This is a genomic window from Staphylococcus sp. GDY8P119P, assembly GCF_017892075.1.
Taxonomy (GTDB): domain Bacteria; phylum Bacillota; class Bacilli; order Staphylococcales; family Staphylococcaceae; genus Staphylococcus; species Staphylococcus ureilyticus.
In genome coordinates, this window is sequence record NZ_JAESKJ010000006.1 from 284,919 (window position 1) to 302,324 (window position 17,406).

14 protein-coding genes are annotated in these 17,406 nt (G+C 33.7%); all 14 read left to right on the plus strand.

The window, feature by feature from the left end; all coding sequences use genetic code 11:
* The first annotated feature begins 313 nt into the window (after positions 1 to 313).
* Positions 314 to 1,234 (plus strand): COG3942 and LysM peptidoglycan-binding domain-containing protein, encoded by a 921-nt coding sequence (locus KA830_RS05400; RefSeq protein ID WP_204180208.1) that lies wholly within the window; start codon positions 314 to 316, stop codon positions 1,232 to 1,234.
* A 353-nt stretch (positions 1,235 to 1,587) separates the two neighbouring features.
* Positions 1,588 to 2,229, plus strand: a complete 642-nt coding sequence (locus KA830_RS05405) for a YfbR-like 5'-deoxynucleotidase (protein WP_019469491.1) — start codon at positions 1,588 to 1,590, stop codon at positions 2,227 to 2,229.
* Positions 2,230 to 2,234: 5 nt separating this feature from the next.
* Positions 2,235 to 2,465 carry a CsbA family protein gene (locus KA830_RS05410; protein ID WP_019469490.1) on the plus strand — a complete coding sequence of 77 codons (231 nt, stop codon included), beginning with the start codon at positions 2,235 to 2,237 and terminating at the stop codon, positions 2,463 to 2,465.
* A 308-nt stretch (positions 2,466 to 2,773) separates the two neighbouring features.
* On the plus strand, positions 2,774 to 4,759 hold the full coding sequence (gene uvrB / locus KA830_RS05415; RefSeq protein ID WP_176745312.1) for an excinuclease ABC subunit UvrB: 1,986 nt from the start codon (positions 2,774 to 2,776) through the stop codon (positions 4,757 to 4,759).
* 5 nt (positions 4,760 to 4,764) lie between these two features.
* Positions 4,765 to 7,602, plus strand: coding sequence for an excinuclease ABC subunit UvrA (uvrA, locus tag KA830_RS05420; RefSeq protein ID WP_204180209.1), 2,838 nt, complete (start codon positions 4,765 to 4,767; stop codon positions 7,600 to 7,602).
* Positions 7,603 to 7,928: 326 nt separating this feature from the next.
* On the plus strand, positions 7,929 to 8,867 hold the full coding sequence (gene hprK / locus KA830_RS05425) for an HPr(Ser) kinase/phosphatase (protein ID WP_046207434.1): 939 nt from the start codon (positions 7,929 to 7,931) through the stop codon (positions 8,865 to 8,867).
* Positions 8,864 to 9,700 carry a prolipoprotein diacylglyceryl transferase gene (gene lgt, locus KA830_RS05430; RefSeq protein WP_204180210.1) on the plus strand — a complete coding sequence of 279 codons (837 nt, stop codon included), beginning with the start codon at positions 8,864 to 8,866 and terminating at the stop codon, positions 9,698 to 9,700. The genes hprK and lgt overlap by 4 nt, the downstream gene beginning before the upstream one ends.
* A 9-nt stretch (positions 9,701 to 9,709) precedes the next feature.
* Complete coding sequence (locus tag KA830_RS05435; protein ID WP_046207436.1) at positions 9,710 to 10,186, plus strand: acyltransferase; 477 nt, start codon at positions 9,710 to 9,712, stop codon at positions 10,184 to 10,186.
* Between the two features lie 23 nt (positions 10,187 to 10,209).
* Positions 10,210 to 11,658, plus strand: a complete 1,449-nt coding sequence (locus tag KA830_RS05440) for a tetratricopeptide repeat protein (RefSeq protein ID WP_210134097.1) — start codon at positions 10,210 to 10,212, stop codon at positions 11,656 to 11,658.
* 65 nt (positions 11,659 to 11,723) lie between these two features.
* Entirely contained in the window at positions 11,724 to 12,668 is a 945-nt protein-coding gene (trxB, locus tag KA830_RS05445) for a thioredoxin-disulfide reductase (RefSeq protein ID WP_046207438.1), read from the plus strand.
* A 476-nt stretch (positions 12,669 to 13,144) separates the two neighbouring features.
* Entirely contained in the window at positions 13,145 to 14,071 is a 927-nt protein-coding gene (rapZ, locus tag KA830_RS05450; protein ID WP_046207439.1) for an RNase adapter RapZ, read from the plus strand.
* Positions 14,058 to 15,044 carry a gluconeogenesis factor YvcK family protein gene (locus KA830_RS05455; RefSeq protein ID WP_105873836.1) on the plus strand — a complete coding sequence of 329 codons (987 nt, stop codon included), beginning with the start codon at positions 14,058 to 14,060 and terminating at the stop codon, positions 15,042 to 15,044. The genes rapZ and KA830_RS05455 overlap by 14 nt, the downstream gene beginning before the upstream one ends.
* Before the next feature lie 51 nt (positions 15,045 to 15,095).
* Complete coding sequence (gene whiA, locus KA830_RS05460) at positions 15,096 to 16,040, plus strand: DNA-binding protein WhiA (protein WP_046207441.1); 945 nt, start codon at positions 15,096 to 15,098, stop codon at positions 16,038 to 16,040.
* Between the two features lie 342 nt (positions 16,041 to 16,382).
* Complete coding sequence (locus KA830_RS05465) at positions 16,383 to 17,228, plus strand: YitT family protein (RefSeq protein WP_046207442.1); 846 nt, start codon at positions 16,383 to 16,385, stop codon at positions 17,226 to 17,228.
* The last annotated feature ends 178 nt before the right edge of the window (positions 17,229 to 17,406 follow it).

Genomic DNA, 17,406 nt, shown 5'->3' on the forward strand with positions numbered 1-17,406 from the left:
ATAAAGTAGGCAAGACTGACACGTTCATACGAAACGACTGCTTAATTTATTTCAGTAATTTTTAGATAAACTACTACTTATATGTAAAATACAAACTTAAATATTACAGTTAAAGTTAACAGATATTCAAAGGTGATTAAAACTATTGTGATAAAGATAAGAAAGCTATGATTAAAGCGTTAAAAGGGGATTCATTCAAAAATATCTTTTGCATTACAAAACGATAACAAGGGTAAAAGTATTCAGAGAATATGCTATATTATGATTGATTAAATATTGAATAAAATTAGACAGCAAAGGATTGAAATACATCATGAAGAAAGGCTTAACTTTTTCTGTAACTTCTGCAGCACTGTTTTTTGGAATGAATGGTCTAGCGTCAGCTGATCAAGTACATACAGTGAAAGAAGATACGGATTTATCAAATATAGCGCATGCATTCGCAACAACGACTCATACGATACAATCATTGAATCATATGGAATTTGTGCAGTCGGTTAAGGTTGGGCAAACGCTTGTATTACCTGACGAAGATATTGTAGAAGTTAAAGAAGGCGATACACTTCAAAGTATTGCGAATAAACATCACCTCAGTTTAAATGAACTTTATCAATTAAATCCATTCATTACTGAAACAATTTATCCTGGGCAACTCATTGCAGTTTCTGAAAAAGGATCGTCACATTTAGACAACCAACTACAGAGTGCATACGTACAAAGTGACTCGAATAATGATCCATTCACAACAGTGGTAACAACTGAAAACAGTAATGCTTTCACAAGATTAGCGAACGATTATATACCAGTAAAGCAGCAATCTTGGTCAAATAACAGTGTTGATGAGCGCAATACCACTTCAAATAGTCACAACCTTCACAATAATAGCTATCAATCAAAACACTATGTAGCCGGTGGGCAGAATTATTATGCTTGGGGGCAGTGTACATACTATGCTTTTGATAGACGTCAACAACTTGGTAAATCTATAGGCAATTTATGGGGCAATGCTAATAACTGGGCATCGGCTGCGCGTCAAAATGGTTATGTGGTTAATGCTACACCTGAAGTAGGTGCTATTTTACAGAGTAGCGCTGGAAATTATGGTCATGTAGGGATTGTAGAACGTCAAAACAGTGATGGCTCCATTTTAGTTTCAGAGATGAACATGCAAGGCTTGGGACAAAAATCCTATAGAACGATTTACAATTCAGGACAATATAATTATATTCATTAAAAAATAAAAACTTATATCTAGCAGTTTCATCTGCAATTGTAACAATATTCTTAATGTATAGCCCGGGACATAAACATGTCTCGGGCTTATTATTTTAGAGGCCCTGCGTGCAGGCTAAACGTGTCAGAATCAGTATTTTTTACACTCAATATGATTTTCACTAAAATTTATTACAGTCTTATTATTTTTGAATCTTGTAAAATGAGTAAAACTTGAAAGACTAAAAAGTAAGTTATATTTTAAAATTAGAACGATTTGATGATATTTAACGGCATTAAAAAGACATTTTACATATGGAATGATATTATAAAATCAAGTATAATCAATCATTAAATAAATGAGGAGGCGCTATCATGGGAGTACATCAATATTTTAAACGTTTATCAGACTTAGAAAAATTAATACGATTGCCTGGGAAATTTAAATATTTTGAGCATAATGTTGCTGCACATTCTTTTAAAGTGACTAAAATTGCTCAGTATTTAGGTACAGTAGAAGAATATCACGGCAATAAAGTAGATTGGAAAAGCTTATACGAAAAAGCCTTAAACCATGATTTCGCCGAAATTTTTACAGGGGATATTAAAACGCCAGTCAAATATGCGAGTGGAGAATTAAAAAAATTATTCTCACAAGTAGAAGAAGAAATGGTAGATCATTTTATAAACGAAGAAATACCAGAGCAATATCAATCCATATACCGAGAGCGACTGCAAGAAGGAAAAGACGATTCGCTAGAAGGTCAAATCTTATCAGTTGCTGATAAAATTGATTTGTTATATGAAACATTTGGTGAAATTCAAAAACGTAATCCTGAACCACTATTTTTTGAAATATATGAAATGTCATTAGAAACAATCATGCAATTTGATCATTTGAATTCAGTACAAGATTTTATAGAAAATATTATTCCTGAAATGCTTACAGAGAGATTTATACCGAAATCGGAATTACGAGAAACAACGATGTCTATTTTAAATAATAGGAACGGGTGACATGAATGATCTGGTATATACTTGCATCTTTTTTTCCATGCATACTTGTCGTATTGTTTAGCGTACTGACTAGAAGTAAATGGGTAGGTACGATTTTAACTTTGATTTTAATAGGTACTTCAATTGAAAAAGGATTTTTTCATGATGAATGGATTATTTTTATAGACGTTGCTTCGTTATTAGCAGGTTACTTAATTATTGACCAACTAGAACTCCATAAAAAAGAAGATGATTAAGTATTAAGCGTTAAGCAACTTAATTGTAATAGCATGATGAAAGGTATATAATTATTTAACTTCATTTTATCTGAATAAAAATTTATGAACGCAAACAAACATGGTATTATACTGTGTTTGTTTTTATTTAGTGAAACATCATTTTTGCGAACAAATGTTTGTATTAAAGGTAATAAATCTGTTAAAATGTAAACTGTTAATAGTATACTTAAGTAAAATATAGTTACAGCCACTATAATAAGTCGCGTATTAAATGAAATATTTAAACTATGTTCGAACGGATAGAAATATAATAGGAGGCATGTGTCATTATGGAACACTACCCATTTAAATTGCAATCGAATTTTGATCCTAAAGGGGACCAACCAGAAGCGATTCGACAAATTGTAGATGGTGTGAATGCGGGTAAGAGACATCAGACTTTACTTGGAGCTACGGGTACAGGTAAGACATTTACAATGAGTAATGTGATTCAACAAGTTGGTAAACCGACTTTAATCATCGCCCATAACAAAACGTTAGCAGGACAATTATATAGTGAATTTAAAGAATTCTTTCCTGAAAATAGAGTCGAGTATTTTGTCAGTTACTACGATTATTATCAACCAGAGGCGTATGTACCATCAACTGACACATTTATTGAAAAAGATGCGTCAATTAATGATGAAATTGACCAATTGCGTCACTCTGCGACAAGTGCACTATTTGAAAGAGATGACGTTATTATCATAGCTAGTGTGAGCTGTATCTATGGTTTAGGTAATCCAGAAGAATATCGGGACTTAGTGGTTAGTGTTCGTGTAGGTATGGAAATGGACAGAAGCGAGTTACTTAAAAAATTAGTAGATGTGCAATACACAAGAAATGATATAGATTTCAGACGTGGTACGTTCCGAGTTAGAGGAGATGTTGTAGAAATATTTCCTGCCTCTCGTGAAGAAATGTGTATTCGCGTTGAATTTTTCGGAGATGAAATAGATAGAATACGTGAGGTTAATTACTTAACTGGAGAAGTGTTGAGAGAGCGCGATCATTTTGCTATTTTCCCAGCTTCTCACTTCGTTACACGAGAAGAAAAAATGAAATCTGCCATCCAACGTATTGAAAATGAACTTGAAGAACGATTATCAGAATTGCGTTCTGAGAATAAATTGCTTGAAGCTCAGCGCTTAGAACAAAGAACGAATTATGATTTGGAAATGATGAGAGAGATGGGATTTTGTTCAGGTATTGAAAATTATTCTGTACATTTGACACTTAGACCCATGGGTTCCACGCCTTATACATTGCTTGATTATTTTGGAGATGACTGGCTTGTGATGATTGATGAGTCACATGTGACATTACCACAAATTAGAGGTATGTATAATGGTGACCGTGCGCGTAAACAAGTACTTGTGGATCATGGATTTAGGCTACCAAGTGCTTTAGACAATAGACCGTTAAAATTTGAAGAATTTGAAGAAAAAACGAAACAACTCGTATATGTATCTGCTACACCAGGACCTTATGAATTAGAACATACAGATGAAATGGTGGAGCAAATCATTCGTCCAACAGGATTATTAGATCCTAAAATTGAAGTGAGACCTACAGAAAATCAAATTGATGATCTGCTTGGCGAAATACAAACGCGTATTGAACGAAATGAACGTGTTTTAGTAACGACATTGACTAAAAAGATGAGTGAAGACTTAACCACGTATATGAAAGAAGCAGGCATTAAAGTGAATTATTTACATTCAGAAATTAAAACTTTAGAGCGAATTGAAATTATTCGAGATTTACGTGTGGGTACCTACGATGTGATCGTTGGTATTAACTTATTAAGAGAGGGTATTGATATACCAGAAGTATCACTAGTCGTTATTTTAGATGCAGATAAAGAAGGTTTCTTACGCTCTCAGAGATCACTTGTCCAAACAGTAGGTCGTGCAGCCCGTAATAGTGGTGGTGAAGTGATTATGTATGGTGATAAAATTACGGATTCAATGCGCTATGCACTTGATGAAACAGAGCGTCGTAGATCGATTCAACAAGCATATAATGAAAAGTATAATATTACACCAACTACTATTAATAAAAAAATTCATGATGTGATCAGTGCTACTGTTGAAACAGATGAAACAAACGAAGCAAAACGTACGGAAGTACCTAAGAAAATGACGAAAAAAGAGCGTGAGAAAACGATTGATAATATAGAAAAAGAAATGAAGCAAGCAGCTAAAGACTTAGACTTTGAAAAAGCAACTGAACTCAGAGATATGTTGTTTGAATTAAAAGCAGAAGGGTGACGAAAATGAAACAACCATCCATTGTAGTTAAAGGGGCACGTGCCCATAATTTAAAAGATGTTGATATTGAAATACCTAAAAATAAACTTATAGTTATAACAGGTTTATCTGGATCAGGCAAATCTTCATTGGCTTTTGATACGATTTATGCAGAAGGTCAACGTAGATATGTAGAGTCATTAAGTGCTTATGCAAGACAGTTTTTAGGACAAATGGACAAGCCAGATGTCGATACGATTGAAGGTTTATCTCCTGCGATTTCAATAGACCAAAAAACAACGAGTAAAAACCCAAGATCTACAGTTGCAACAGTTACTGAAATTTATGATTATATTCGTCTGTTATATGCGCGTGTTGGGAAGCCATTTTGCCCAAATCATGGTATCGAAATTGAATCTCAAACTGTGCAACAAATGGTCGATCAAGTTTTACAACTTGAAGAGCGTAGTAAGATTCAATTACTGGCGCCTGTAGTAACTCATAGAAAAGGTGCGCACGAAAAATTAATTGATGATATTAGTAAAAAGGGATATGTACGTGTGCGTGTTGATGGCGAAATTATTGATGTTAATGAAGTGCCGAATTTAGATAAAAATAAGAATCATACGATAGAAGTTGTCATAGATCGCCTTGTAATCAAAGAAGGTATTGAAACACGTCTAGCAGATTCTATAGAAACGGCGTTACAATTAGCTGAAGGTAACTTAATTGTAGATATTATTGGTGGCGATGAGTTGAAATTTTCCGAAAATCATGCTTGTCCTATTTGCGGATTCTCAATCGGGGAATTAGAACCACGAATGTTTAGTTTTAACAGCCCATTCGGTGCTTGTCCGACTTGTGATGGTTTAGGACAAAAACTGATGGTCGATTTAGACTTAGTCGTTCCTGATAAAGAGAAATCATTGAATGAAGGTGCAATCGTTGCCTGGGAATCATCAAGTTCAGACTTTTATCCAACATTATTAAATCGTGTTTGTGAAGTCTATAAAATAAATATGGACAAACCATTCAAAAAATTAACTGAACGTCAAAAGGATATTATTCTTTATGGTTCCAAAGATAAAGAAATTGAATTTACATTCAAGCAACGAAATGGCCAAACGAGAAAACGTACAATGGCGTTTGAAGGTGTGATTAATAATATCAATAGACGTTATCATGATTCTCCTTCAGAACTCGTAAGAGAAATGATGAGCAAATACATGACAGAACTCACTTGTGAAACTTGCCACGGTAAACGATTAAGCCGTGAAGCCTTATCAGTATATGTGGACGGGAAAAACATTGGTGAAGTGGTAGAACGTTCAATTAAAGATGCATTGTATAACTATGAACATATCACATTGTCAGAACAAGACAGAAAAATTGCCAATCAAATTCTAAAAGAGATTAATTCGAGATTAGAATTTTTATATAACGTAGGTTTAGAGTACTTAACCTTAAATCGTGCATCTGGCTCTTTATCAGGTGGTGAGGCGCAACGCATACGTTTGGCAACTCAGATTGGTTCTAGGCTTTCTGGTGTATTATATGTTTTAGATGAACCTTCTATAGGCTTGCATCAACGTGATAATGATCGGTTAATTAGCACATTAAAAGAAATGCGCGATCTAGGTAACACTTTAATCGTTGTTGAACATGATGATGATACGATGCGTGCTGCAGATTACTTAGTAGACGTAGGACCAGGTGCTGGTGAACACGGTGGTGAAATTGTTGCTAGTGGTACGCCTAAACAAGTTATGGCAAATACAAATTCATTAACAGGTCAATATTTGAGTGGTAAGAAGAAAATTGAGGTGCCAGAATCACGTCGTGAAGTTACGGATAGAAAGATTAGTGTCAAAGGCGCACGTAGTAATAATTTGAAAGATGTCAGTGTAGATTTTCCACTTTCAACGATGAATGTTGTTACAGGTGTGTCTGGTTCTGGTAAAAGTACATTAGTCAATGAAGTATTGTATAAGTCATTAGCTAAGAAGATTAATAAATCTAAAGTCAAACCAGGAGATTATGATGAAATTAACGGTATAGACCAACTTGATCGTATTATTGATATTGATCAATCACCGATTGGTAGAACCCCACGTTCTAATCCAGCAACCTATACTGGTGTTTTTGATAATATACGAGATATTTTTGCACAAACGAATGAAGCAAAAGTGAGAGGTTATTCTAAAGGCCGCTTTAGTTTTAATGTTAAAGGTGGTCGTTGTGAAGCGTGTAAAGGTGACGGTATCATTAAAATAGAAATGCACTTTTTACCAGATGTTTATGTGCCTTGTGAAGTTTGTGGTGGTACTAGATACAATCGTGAAACGCTTGAAGTAACATACAAAGGTCAAAACATTGCAGATGTCTTGGCTATGACTGCCGAAGAAGCAACAAACTTTTTTGAAAATGTGCCTAAAATACATCGTAAATTGAAAACATTAGTTGATGTTGGTTTAGGTTATGTTACTTTAGGACAACCGGCTACGACATTATCTGGTGGTGAAGCACAACGTGTTAAACTTGCTTCAGAATTGCATAAACGCTCTACAGGTCGTTCTATCTACATTCTAGATGAACCAACCACTGGTTTACATGTTGATGATATTAGTCGATTATTAAAAGTATTAAATAAATTGGTTGATAATGGTGACACAGTTGTTATCATCGAGCACAATTTAGACGTTATAAAAATGGCTGATCACATTATTGATTTAGGTCCAGAAGGCGGTGATGGTGGTGGCACAATTGTTGCAACAGGCACACCAGAAGATATCGCAAAAGTGAAGGGTAGCTATACTGGTCAATATTTAAAACCAGTTTTAGAAAGAGATACTGTTCAAGCATAACGTTATATTGAATAAACTTTGTAATAACATATAAAATATTAGTTACTCCATACAAGTAGACATCATCATATGTCAGAATGTATGGAGTATTTTTTGATATCTAATATTTTAATTTATTTAGACATGTTGGGTGGTCAACGCAATGATTTAAAATAAATTAAATGTTTAAATCAGTGACAGTAATTTCATTCATAAATAATATAAGGTATGATGTTTACGATAGGATTTATTTTGGACTTCTGTACTTTTTTATATAGATTATCAGTCCTTTTTGATATGATAATGACATATGTAATTTCAGGAGAAATATTAATAGAGGTGAATCTATGTTAACAACAAAGAGTTTAATTGAACGCTTTAACCTTGAGCTTATAGCTGGAGAGTCAGGCTTAAATAAACAAATAAAAAACACAGATATATCAAGACCAGGATTAGAAATGGCTGGATATTTTTCTCACTATGCATCCGACCGCATTCAGTTGTTAGGGACAACAGAGTTGTCATTTTATAACCTACTACCTGATGAAGAGCGCAAAGGACGCATGAAAAAATTATGCCGGCCAGAAACACCAGCAATTATTGTGACAAGAGATTTAGAACCGCCAGAAGAGCTTGTAGCATCAGCTAAAGAGTTTGATACACCGCTTATCACATCAACAGTTGCAACAACGCAATTAATGAGTCGTTTAACGACTTTCTTAGAACATGAGCTGGCAAGAACAACTTCATTGCACGGTGTGTTGGTAGATGTGTATGGTGTCGGTGTGCTTATAACAGGAGACTCAGGCATTGGTAAAAGTGAAACAGCACTTGAATTAATCAAGCGTGGTCACAGGCTTGTCGCGGATGACAACGTAGAAATTAGAGAAATAAGTAAAGATGAATTGATTGGTAGGCCACCTAAATTAATAGAGCATTTATTAGAAATTAGAGGTTTAGGTATTATTAATGTCATGACACTGTTTGGTGCAGGTTCCATTTTGACTGAAAAGCGTTTACGTTTAAATATTCATTTGGAAAATTGGCATAAAGATAAATTGTATGACCGTGTTGGCTTGAATGAGGAAACATTGCGCATCTTAGATACTGAGATTACTAAAAAGACAATACCGGTTAGACCAGGTCGTAACGTAGCAGTGATTATTGAAGTTGCAGCGATGAACTACAGACTTAATATTATGGGCATTAACACTGCAGAAGAATTCAATGAACGCTTAAATGCTGAAATTATGCGTAACGGTAGCAACAATAAGGAGAATCAATGATGTTATTGAATTATATTGATCCAATCGCATTTGAGCTTGGTCCTATTTCGGTTCATTGGTATGGCATTATCATCGCCGCAGGTATACTATTAGGATATTTTATCGCTCAAGAAAGTGTTAAACGCATAGGTTTTGATAAAGATATATTGATTGATATCATCTTTTGGAGTGCGATTTTTGGTTTTATCGCAGCCAGAATCTATTTTGTTATTTTTCAATGGCCATACTATGCACAACATCCAATAGAAATACCAATGATTTGGTATGGTGGTATCGCTATCCACGGTGGTCTAATTGGTGGTTTTATCACAGGTATTTTCGTGTGTAAACAAAAAAATATCAATCCATTTCAAATTGGTGATGTGATTGCGCCAAGTTTGATTTTAGGACAAGGTATTGGTCGATGGGGTAACTTTATGAATCATGAAGCCCATGGTGGTCCTGTGTCTAAATCATTTTTAGAAAATATCCATATACCGGACTTTATTATTGACAATATGTATATTGATGGCCAATACTACCAACCGACGTTTTTATACGAATCTATATGGGATATTCTAGGATTTGTTATATTAATCTCATTAAGAAAACACTTACGTATAGGTGATACTTTCGCACTATATCTTATCTGGTATTCTATAGGTAGATTCTTTGTAGAAGGTTTGCGCACAGATAGTTTAATGCTCACTGGAGATATACGTGTTGCTCAACTGATGTCTGTCGTGCTTATAGTTGCTGGAATTGTCCTTATGATAGTTAGAAGATTGAAATATAATGCACCACGATATAAAGATGTTGGCCCTTTAACATGGTCAAAGCAAAAGGTGAAGTGATAGAATATAATGCGTGACTTAAAAAAGTTAAAAGTTGACGGTGAAAATCCGTTGTGGCATATGTATCGTTATATAAGCCGCGTCAAAATGTTTAAACAAACAGTAGTTGTTGAAGTTTGTCGCTACTTACCTAATGTGAAATTAAAGCATTGGATGTATCGCAATTTATTAAATATGAATATAGGTAGACATAGTGCATTTGCATTTAAAGTCGTACCTGATTTATTGCATCCTGAATATATCACGATTGGTGAAAACTGTGTCATAGGTTATAATACAACTATTTTGACGCATGAGTTTTTAGTGGATGAATTTCGTACAGGGCATGTTGATATTGGAAATCATACGTTAATCGGAGCCAATGTAACCATTTTACCTGGTGTGAAAATTGGGGATTATGTGAAGGTTGGTGCCGGTACTGTAGTATCTAGAGATATCCCTAATCACACATTGGCGTACGGAAATCCAATGCAACTGAAACAATGACTAAATACAGGAGGTGAACATGGATGGCGCAAAACAACAATAAAATTATTTCAATGAAGCTTGACAGTCCTTTTTATAGGAAATTAGCGGACCAAAAATATCAACAACAAGATTATAAAAAGGCAGCAGAATACTATGAAAAAGTGCTTGAAATGTCACCCCAGGAATTTGATGTTTTTGAAATTAAAGTAAAATTATCAGAGTGTCTCGCACATCTTGGTTATAACAATAGAGCAGAACATATTTTTTATGAAATGATTGCAAAGCAAGAATCAGTCATGGATAGTTACTATCAACTCAGTCAACTGAATATTACACTAAATGAAGCAAATAAAGCCTTTTTATTTGGAATGAATTACGTCATTTTAGCAGAAGATGATGATTACCAAGAAGAGCTAGAAGAAATGTTTGAAGTTACTTATAACTCAGAAGAAAAGATAGAGATTGAATGTCAATTATTTGCTGTTCAACTCATTTTTCAATATTTATTCTCACAAGGTAGACTACCTGAAGCAAGAAATTTTATTTTGAATCAAAATGAAGCGATTCAAGATCATCGAGTGGTTAGAAATTTATTAGCTATGTGTTACCTTTATCTCAATGAATATGATACTGCTAAAGTAATGTTTGAACGTTTGCTTAATGAGGACAATACTGATGTACATGCGCTTTGCCATTACACATTATTATTGTATAACACTAATGAACAAGAAAAGTATCAACGGTATTTAAATATTTTAAGTAAAGTTGTACCTATGAATGATGATGAATCATTCAAATTAGGTATTGTCCTATGTTATTTAAAACAATATGAAGCTTCCCAAAAATTGTTACAACCTCTTTATAGAAAAGGGAAATTTCTTTCTATACAAATGTATAATGCGTTGAGCCATAATCATTATCATCTCAATAATATTGAAGATAGCAAATTTTTTTGGTCCAAGTTACAAGAAATATCTAAGGTAGATGTAGGTTATGCACCTTGGGTCATTGAACAAAGCAAGTCGTACTTTAACGAGCAAGTGTTACCACTATTATTAAGTGATGATAGTCATCATAGGTTATACGGGATTTTCTTGTTAAATCAATTAAAGGGTCGTGAAGTACTACTCACACAAGATATATGGGCTGTCTTAGAAGATATGAATGATTATGAAAAACTATATTTAACTTATCTTATTCAAGGTTTACAGTTAAATAAGTTAGATTTCATTCATAGAGGCATGTTAATGTTGTATAATATTGAATATTTGAAAAATAACGCAGAATTATTTATTGTATGGATTGATAAAGCAGAGGCAATTATAGCAGAACAAGCAGATTTAACATATGTAGATGATTATGTGGCAGCTTTTGTTTATATGTATTATCGTAGTATGGATGCTAAGATTACGAAGCAACAAGTATTGGAATGGTTTGATATAACAGCTTATCGTTTGAATAAAACGATAGATTATTTGGTAAGCATATAATTTTATGAAATGCAAGAAATCGTATATAATGCGTATAATGAATTAATAAACAGGAGGCAATTTAAATGGCTGAACAAGTGGATTTTGATGTTGCAATTGTAGGCGCAGGACCAGCTGGTATGACTGCTGCCGTATATGCATCGCGTGCAAACTTAAGTACTGTAATGATTGAACGTGGTATGCCAGGTGGACAAATGGCAAATACAGAAGAAGTTGAAAATTTCCCAGGTTTTGAAATGATAACAGGGCCAGATTTATCAACTAAAATGTTTGAACATGCTAAAAAATTTGGCGCAAAATATCAATATGGTGATATCAAATCAATAGAAGATAAAGGTCAATACAAAGTTATAAATCTTGGAAACAGTGAAATTACTGCACGAGCTGTGATTATATCTACTGGTGCTGAATATAAAAAAATTGGTGTGCCAGGTGAACAAGAATTAGGCGGTCGCGGTGTAAGTTATTGTGCAGTATGTGATGGTGCATTCTTCAAAAACAAAAAATTATTTGTTATCGGTGGTGGAGATTCAGCAGTTGAGGAAGGTACATTCCTTACAAAATTTGCTGATAGTGTAACAATCGTACACCGTAGAGATGAACTACGTGCGCAAAAAATCTTACAAGATCGTGCATTTAAAAACGATAAAATCGATTTTATTTGGAGCCATACTCTAAAAACAATCAATGAAAAAGACGGCAAAGTTGGTTCAGTTACTTTAGAATCTACTAAAGATGGTGCTGAACAAACATTAGATGCTGATGGTGTTTTCGTATACATTGGTATGAAACCACTAACAGCACCATTTGAAAATTTAGGCATTACAAATGAAGTAGGTTATATTGTTACTAATGAAGATATGAGTACGAAAATACCAGGCGTATATGCTGCTGGTGACGTACGGGCAAAAGGTCTACGTCAAATCGTAACTGCAACAGGCGATGGCAGTATTGCAGCACAAAGTGCAATTTCATATATTGAAGAATTAAAAGATGTTATAGAAGCATAGGCATAAAAGCGTTATTTACTGTAATTAATTAAATAATAACGAGATTCAGACAGAGCTAGAATGTACCAACCTTACACGAATCATGTAGGTTGAGCATTCTAGCTTTTTTACATAATCGCATTTTAAGGTTGAAGTATTCGCTAGTTATGCGTTTTAGTTTTTTTATGCAGATGTATGCGTGATGATTTTTAAAACGTCGTAAAGAGATGCTGCTTTTCATAAATGATGTGAATCGAAAAAGAGATAAAGGTCCTTTAACATTTTTGGCAACAACTTTGTTACTTTTAAGTTAGTCTGCAATAGCAGTTAAGGTGAATTAAGTGATAAAACTACTACCAAAGTCGTTTTTCATGTAAAATATAATGTGATAGCATAGTGGTCATAAACTGACTAAGTTAAAACGATTGCGTATATGGATAAAAAATTCCAATATTATAAATGGAATATTAAAAATAATCTTTGGATGGTGTAAAGCAATGCAACGAGAAGAAAAAGAAGTGACTAAAAGTGAATTATTAGTTGTGACTGGTTTGTCTGGCGCAGGTAAGTCGGTTGTAATTCAAAGTTTAGAAGATATCGGTTATTTTTGTGTAGATAATTTACCTCCAATACTATTGCCGAAGTTTGTAGAATTAATGGGTCAAGGAAATCCTTCGTTGCAAAAGGTTGCCATTGCCATTGATTTAAGAGGGAAAGAACTTTTCAAATCATTGATTAAAGAAATCGATCAAATCAAAAGCAACTCAGACATTATCGTTGATATGATGTTCCTAGAAGCATCCAATGAAAAGTTGATTTCGCGTTATAAAGAGACGCGACGTGCACATCCATTAAACGAACAAGGCCAGCGCTCATTAATTGAAGCAATTGAAGAAGAACGCAGCTTACTCGCTGAAATTCAAAGTTTAGCAAATTATACGATTGATACATCATTTATGAAACCTAAAGAGCTTCGTAAGCGCATTGGAGATTACTTTAATCAAAGTAATTATCAAACATTTAATATCAATGTAACAAGTTTTGGGTTTAAACATGGTATTCAAATGGATGCGGATTTAGTGTTTGATGTGAGATTTTTGCCGAATCCGCATTATGTAGATGAACTCAGACCATTAACTGGTGAAGATGAAGCAGTATATAATTACGTTATGAAATGGAAAGCAACAAATATTTTTTATGAGAAATTAATGGATTTATTAAAATTTATGATTCCAGGTTATAAAAAAGAAGGTAAATCACAACTTGTGATAGCGATTGGTTGTACTGGAGGCCAGCATCGTTCTGTAGCTTTAGCAAAACGTATTGGTGCAGAGCTTAATGAAAATTTTGACTATAATGTATATGTGCATCATAGAGATGCTCAAATTGAAAGTGGCGTGAAACGAAAAAATGAAAAGAATTAAACTTGTACTTATTGGCGGTGGTACAGGTTTATCTGTTTTAGCACGTGGTTTAAAAGACTTCCCGATAGATATTACGACGATTGTCACAGTTGCTGATGATGGAGGTAGTACGGGGAAAATCAGAAATGAAATGGATATTCCTGCACCAGGTGACATACGAAATGTAATTTCAGCACTCAGTGATTCTGAATCAACAATTGAAAGATTGTTTCAATATCGTTTTAAAGAAAATCAAGTTGAAGGTCATTCTTTAGGCAACTTATTGATAGCTGCATTAACGAATATAAATGATGATTTTGGCCATGCAGTAAAAGAATTAAGTAAAATTTTAAATATAAGAGGCCGTGTGATACCATCTACAAATTCTAGTGTACGCTTAAATGCAGTGATGGAAGATGGCGAAATTGTTTATGGTGAATCAAAAATTCCTAAAAAAAATAAAAAAATCGAACGTGTATTTTTAGAACCAGAAAATGTAGAACCTATGGAAGAAGCGGTTGAAGCGATAGAGGATGCAGACTTAATCGTTTTAGGACCAGGTTCGTTATATACAAGTGTAATCTCAAACTTATGCGTTAAAGGTATTGCGGATTCGTTATTAAATTGTGATGCGCCTAAGCTATATGTATCAAATGTTATGACACAACCTGGTGAGACCAATCATTACACTGCCTTAGATCATGTCGAAGCAATACATAATCACATGGGTCGTCAATGTATAAACTATGCTATATGTAGTACCCAAACTTTTAACACTGATGTCTTACAACGTTATAAAGAAGATGGGGCAGTTCCAGTTAAATGCAATATGAGTGATATGGAAGCACAAAACATCAAAGTTTTTACGCACGAAAACTTGGTGGAAGTATCACAAGAAAATTATGTTCGACACAATACAGAGGTCTTGTCTAAAATGATTTACGAGATCGCTATGAGAGAGACAGAAACGATTGAATTTAAACGAGATAAATAAAATCGTAAAAAAACTAAGTATTAAACTTAGATAAGAAGGGGCTGAAGATGTATGAGCTTTGCATCAGAAATGAAAAATGAACTGACTAGAATAGAAGTAGATGAAACAAATGCAAAAGCAGAGCTCAGTGCGCTTATACGGATGAATGGTGCACTCAGTCTTTCCAATCAACAATTTGTGATTAATGTTCAAACTGAAAATGCTACGACAGCAAGACGGATATATTCCTTAATAAAAAAAGTGTTTAATGTTGAAGTAGAGCTACTTGTAAGAAAAAAAATGAAATTAAAAAAGAACAATATTTATATTTGTAGAATTAAAGCACGTGCTAAAGAAATTTTAGATGAATTAGGTATATTGAAAAATGGTGTCTTTACGCATGAAATAGATGAAGCGATGATTCGTGAAGATGAAATGAAAAGAAGTTATCTACGAGGTGCTTTTCTTGCGGGTGGATCAGTGAATAATCCAGAAACATCTTCTTATCATTTAGAAATATTTTCATTGTATGAAGACCATTCCGAAGGTATTACGAATTTAATGAATGAATATGAACTCAATGCTAAACATCTAGAACGAAAAAAAGGAAGCATTGCTTATTTAAAAGAAGCTGAAAAAATTTCTGATTTCTTGAGTTTAATCGGTGGCTATCAGGCATTACTTAAATTTGAAGATGTGCGTATTGTTAGAGATATGAGAAATTCCGTAAATCGATTGGTCAATTGTGAAACGGCGAATTTAAATAAAACCGTTAGTGCAGCGATGAAGCAGGTCGAAAGTATTCAACTAATCGACCAAGAAATTGGTTTAGATAATCTTCCTGATCGATTACGGGAAATAGCGAAGTTACGCATAGAGCATCAAGAAATTTCTCTGAAAGAATTAGGCGAAATGATGTCTACAGGTACAATTTCTAAATCCGGTGTCAATCATCGTTTAAGAAAATTAAACCAAATGGCTGATAAAATTCGTAGTGGTGAAACAATTGAACTTTAATCATTTGTCTGTAAAAGAAAATGGCGTTTATTACCAGTGATAAAATTAATTTTAAAAATATATTAAAATGTTATTGAAAAAAACTGCGTTTTGATATTATAATATGCTAATTAGATTTATATATGACGCCTCATATGAGGTGTCTTTTTTAATATGATTCAAACGGAGTTGTATTTTCTGAAGCATCAACTTACTTTGTTGACACCAAATAGATTATGAAGATTAAGCGTATGCTATTGCAGTCTAAGGTTAGGTACAGCTAAGTATCATATTTAGTACAGGTTATGGCAGATAGTCTGTGACATGATTAAAATTTAAATGAAATAGAATGGGAGTGAATCAATGACAGCATTAATAAAAAATCATTATAAAAGTATCATCTTATGTTTAATTGGAACGTTTATCAACGCTATAGGTGTAAATTGCTTTTTACTTGGATCAAATTTGGGTGATGGCGGTACGGTAGGTATTGCGCTAGCCTTAAAATACACTTTGGGATTTTCTCCAGCTTGGTCTTCTTTGATTATTAATACCATAGTCGTTTTTATCGGCTGGAAGTATTTAAGTAAAACAATCGCTGTTTATACCGTTATTTCAAACACGGCACTCTCATTCTTTTTACGAGTAACTGAAAATATTAATTTAGGGATAGATGATTTTGTTATAAATTCTGTATTTGGTGGTGCAATTATAGGAATAGGTGCTGGACTTGTAATTTCTACAGGGAGTACTCTTGGAGGCACATCTGTAATTGCTAAAATTATAAGTAAATACTCAGAAATGAAGACATCACAAGGTATTTTTATTCTAGATGGCATTGTCGTCTTATCATTCTTGATGGTGTTACCATTAAAGAATGTCTTGTTTACGATTATTATGCTATTCATTACTGAAAGAGCGACTTCATTTATAATTGAAGGCTTTAATCCTAAAAAAGGCGTTACAATCATATCTAATAAGAATGAAATCATCAGTGACAAAATTAATTCCTTTACTGGTCGGGGCTCAACTTTATTAAATGGAAAAGGTGGTTATGCAAAAACGGAAACAACGATGTTATATGTTGTTGTGCCGCAATCTCAGGTGACAAGAGTGAAAAAATTAGTCAATGAAGTAGATGAAAATGCCTTTTTAGTTATTCATGATGTGCGAGATGTCTTAGGCAGCACGTTTATCAATGTAAAGTAATAGTGTTATGCTTAAGTTATTAAATATTGATAAATAAATACAAAATCATTTTCACAAAATCTTAAACGCTTAAATGTTGAAATTTAAGCGTTTTGAATAACAGCGAGTTTCAAATCTACTGGTTTGGTATTTTTCATGGTGTGAAAATAAAAAAAGACTTTCATCAACGGATAGTAAA

Excerpts from the sequence above, each read along its gene's own strand:
- whiA (WP_046207441.1), top strand. The coding sequence starts at position 15,096 with ATGAGCTTTGCATCAGAAATGAAAAATGAACTGACTAGAATAGAAGTA.
- KA830_RS05435 (WP_046207436.1), top strand. The coding sequence starts at position 9,710 with ATGCGTGACTTAAAAAAGTTAAAAGTTGACGGTGAAAATCCGTTGTGG.
- KA830_RS05440 (WP_210134097.1), top strand. The coding sequence starts at position 10,210 with ATGGCGCAAAACAACAATAAAATTATTTCAATGAAGCTTGACAGTCCT.
- KA830_RS05455 (WP_105873836.1), top strand. The coding sequence starts at position 14,058 with ATGAAAAGAATTAAACTTGTACTTATTGGCGGTGGTACAGGTTTATCT.
- trxB (WP_046207438.1), top strand. The coding sequence starts at position 11,724 with ATGGCTGAACAAGTGGATTTTGATGTTGCAATTGTAGGCGCAGGACCA.
- lgt (WP_204180210.1), top strand. The coding sequence starts at position 8,864 with ATGATGTTATTGAATTATATTGATCCAATCGCATTTGAGCTTGGTCCT.
- KA830_RS05465 (WP_046207442.1), top strand. The coding sequence starts at position 16,383 with ATGACAGCATTAATAAAAAATCATTATAAAAGTATCATCTTATGTTTA.
- uvrA (WP_204180209.1), top strand. The coding sequence starts at position 4,765 with ATGAAACAACCATCCATTGTAGTTAAAGGGGCACGTGCCCATAATTTA.
- rapZ (WP_046207439.1), top strand. The coding sequence starts at position 13,145 with ATGCAACGAGAAGAAAAAGAAGTGACTAAAAGTGAATTATTAGTTGTG.
- KA830_RS05410 (WP_019469490.1), top strand. The coding sequence starts at position 2,235 with ATGATCTGGTATATACTTGCATCTTTTTTTCCATGCATACTTGTCGTA.
- KA830_RS05400 (WP_204180208.1), top strand. The coding sequence starts at position 314 with ATGAAGAAAGGCTTAACTTTTTCTGTAACTTCTGCAGCACTGTTTTTT.
- hprK (WP_046207434.1), top strand. The coding sequence starts at position 7,929 with ATGTTAACAACAAAGAGTTTAATTGAACGCTTTAACCTTGAGCTTATA.
- KA830_RS05405 (WP_019469491.1), top strand. The coding sequence starts at position 1,588 with ATGGGAGTACATCAATATTTTAAACGTTTATCAGACTTAGAAAAATTA.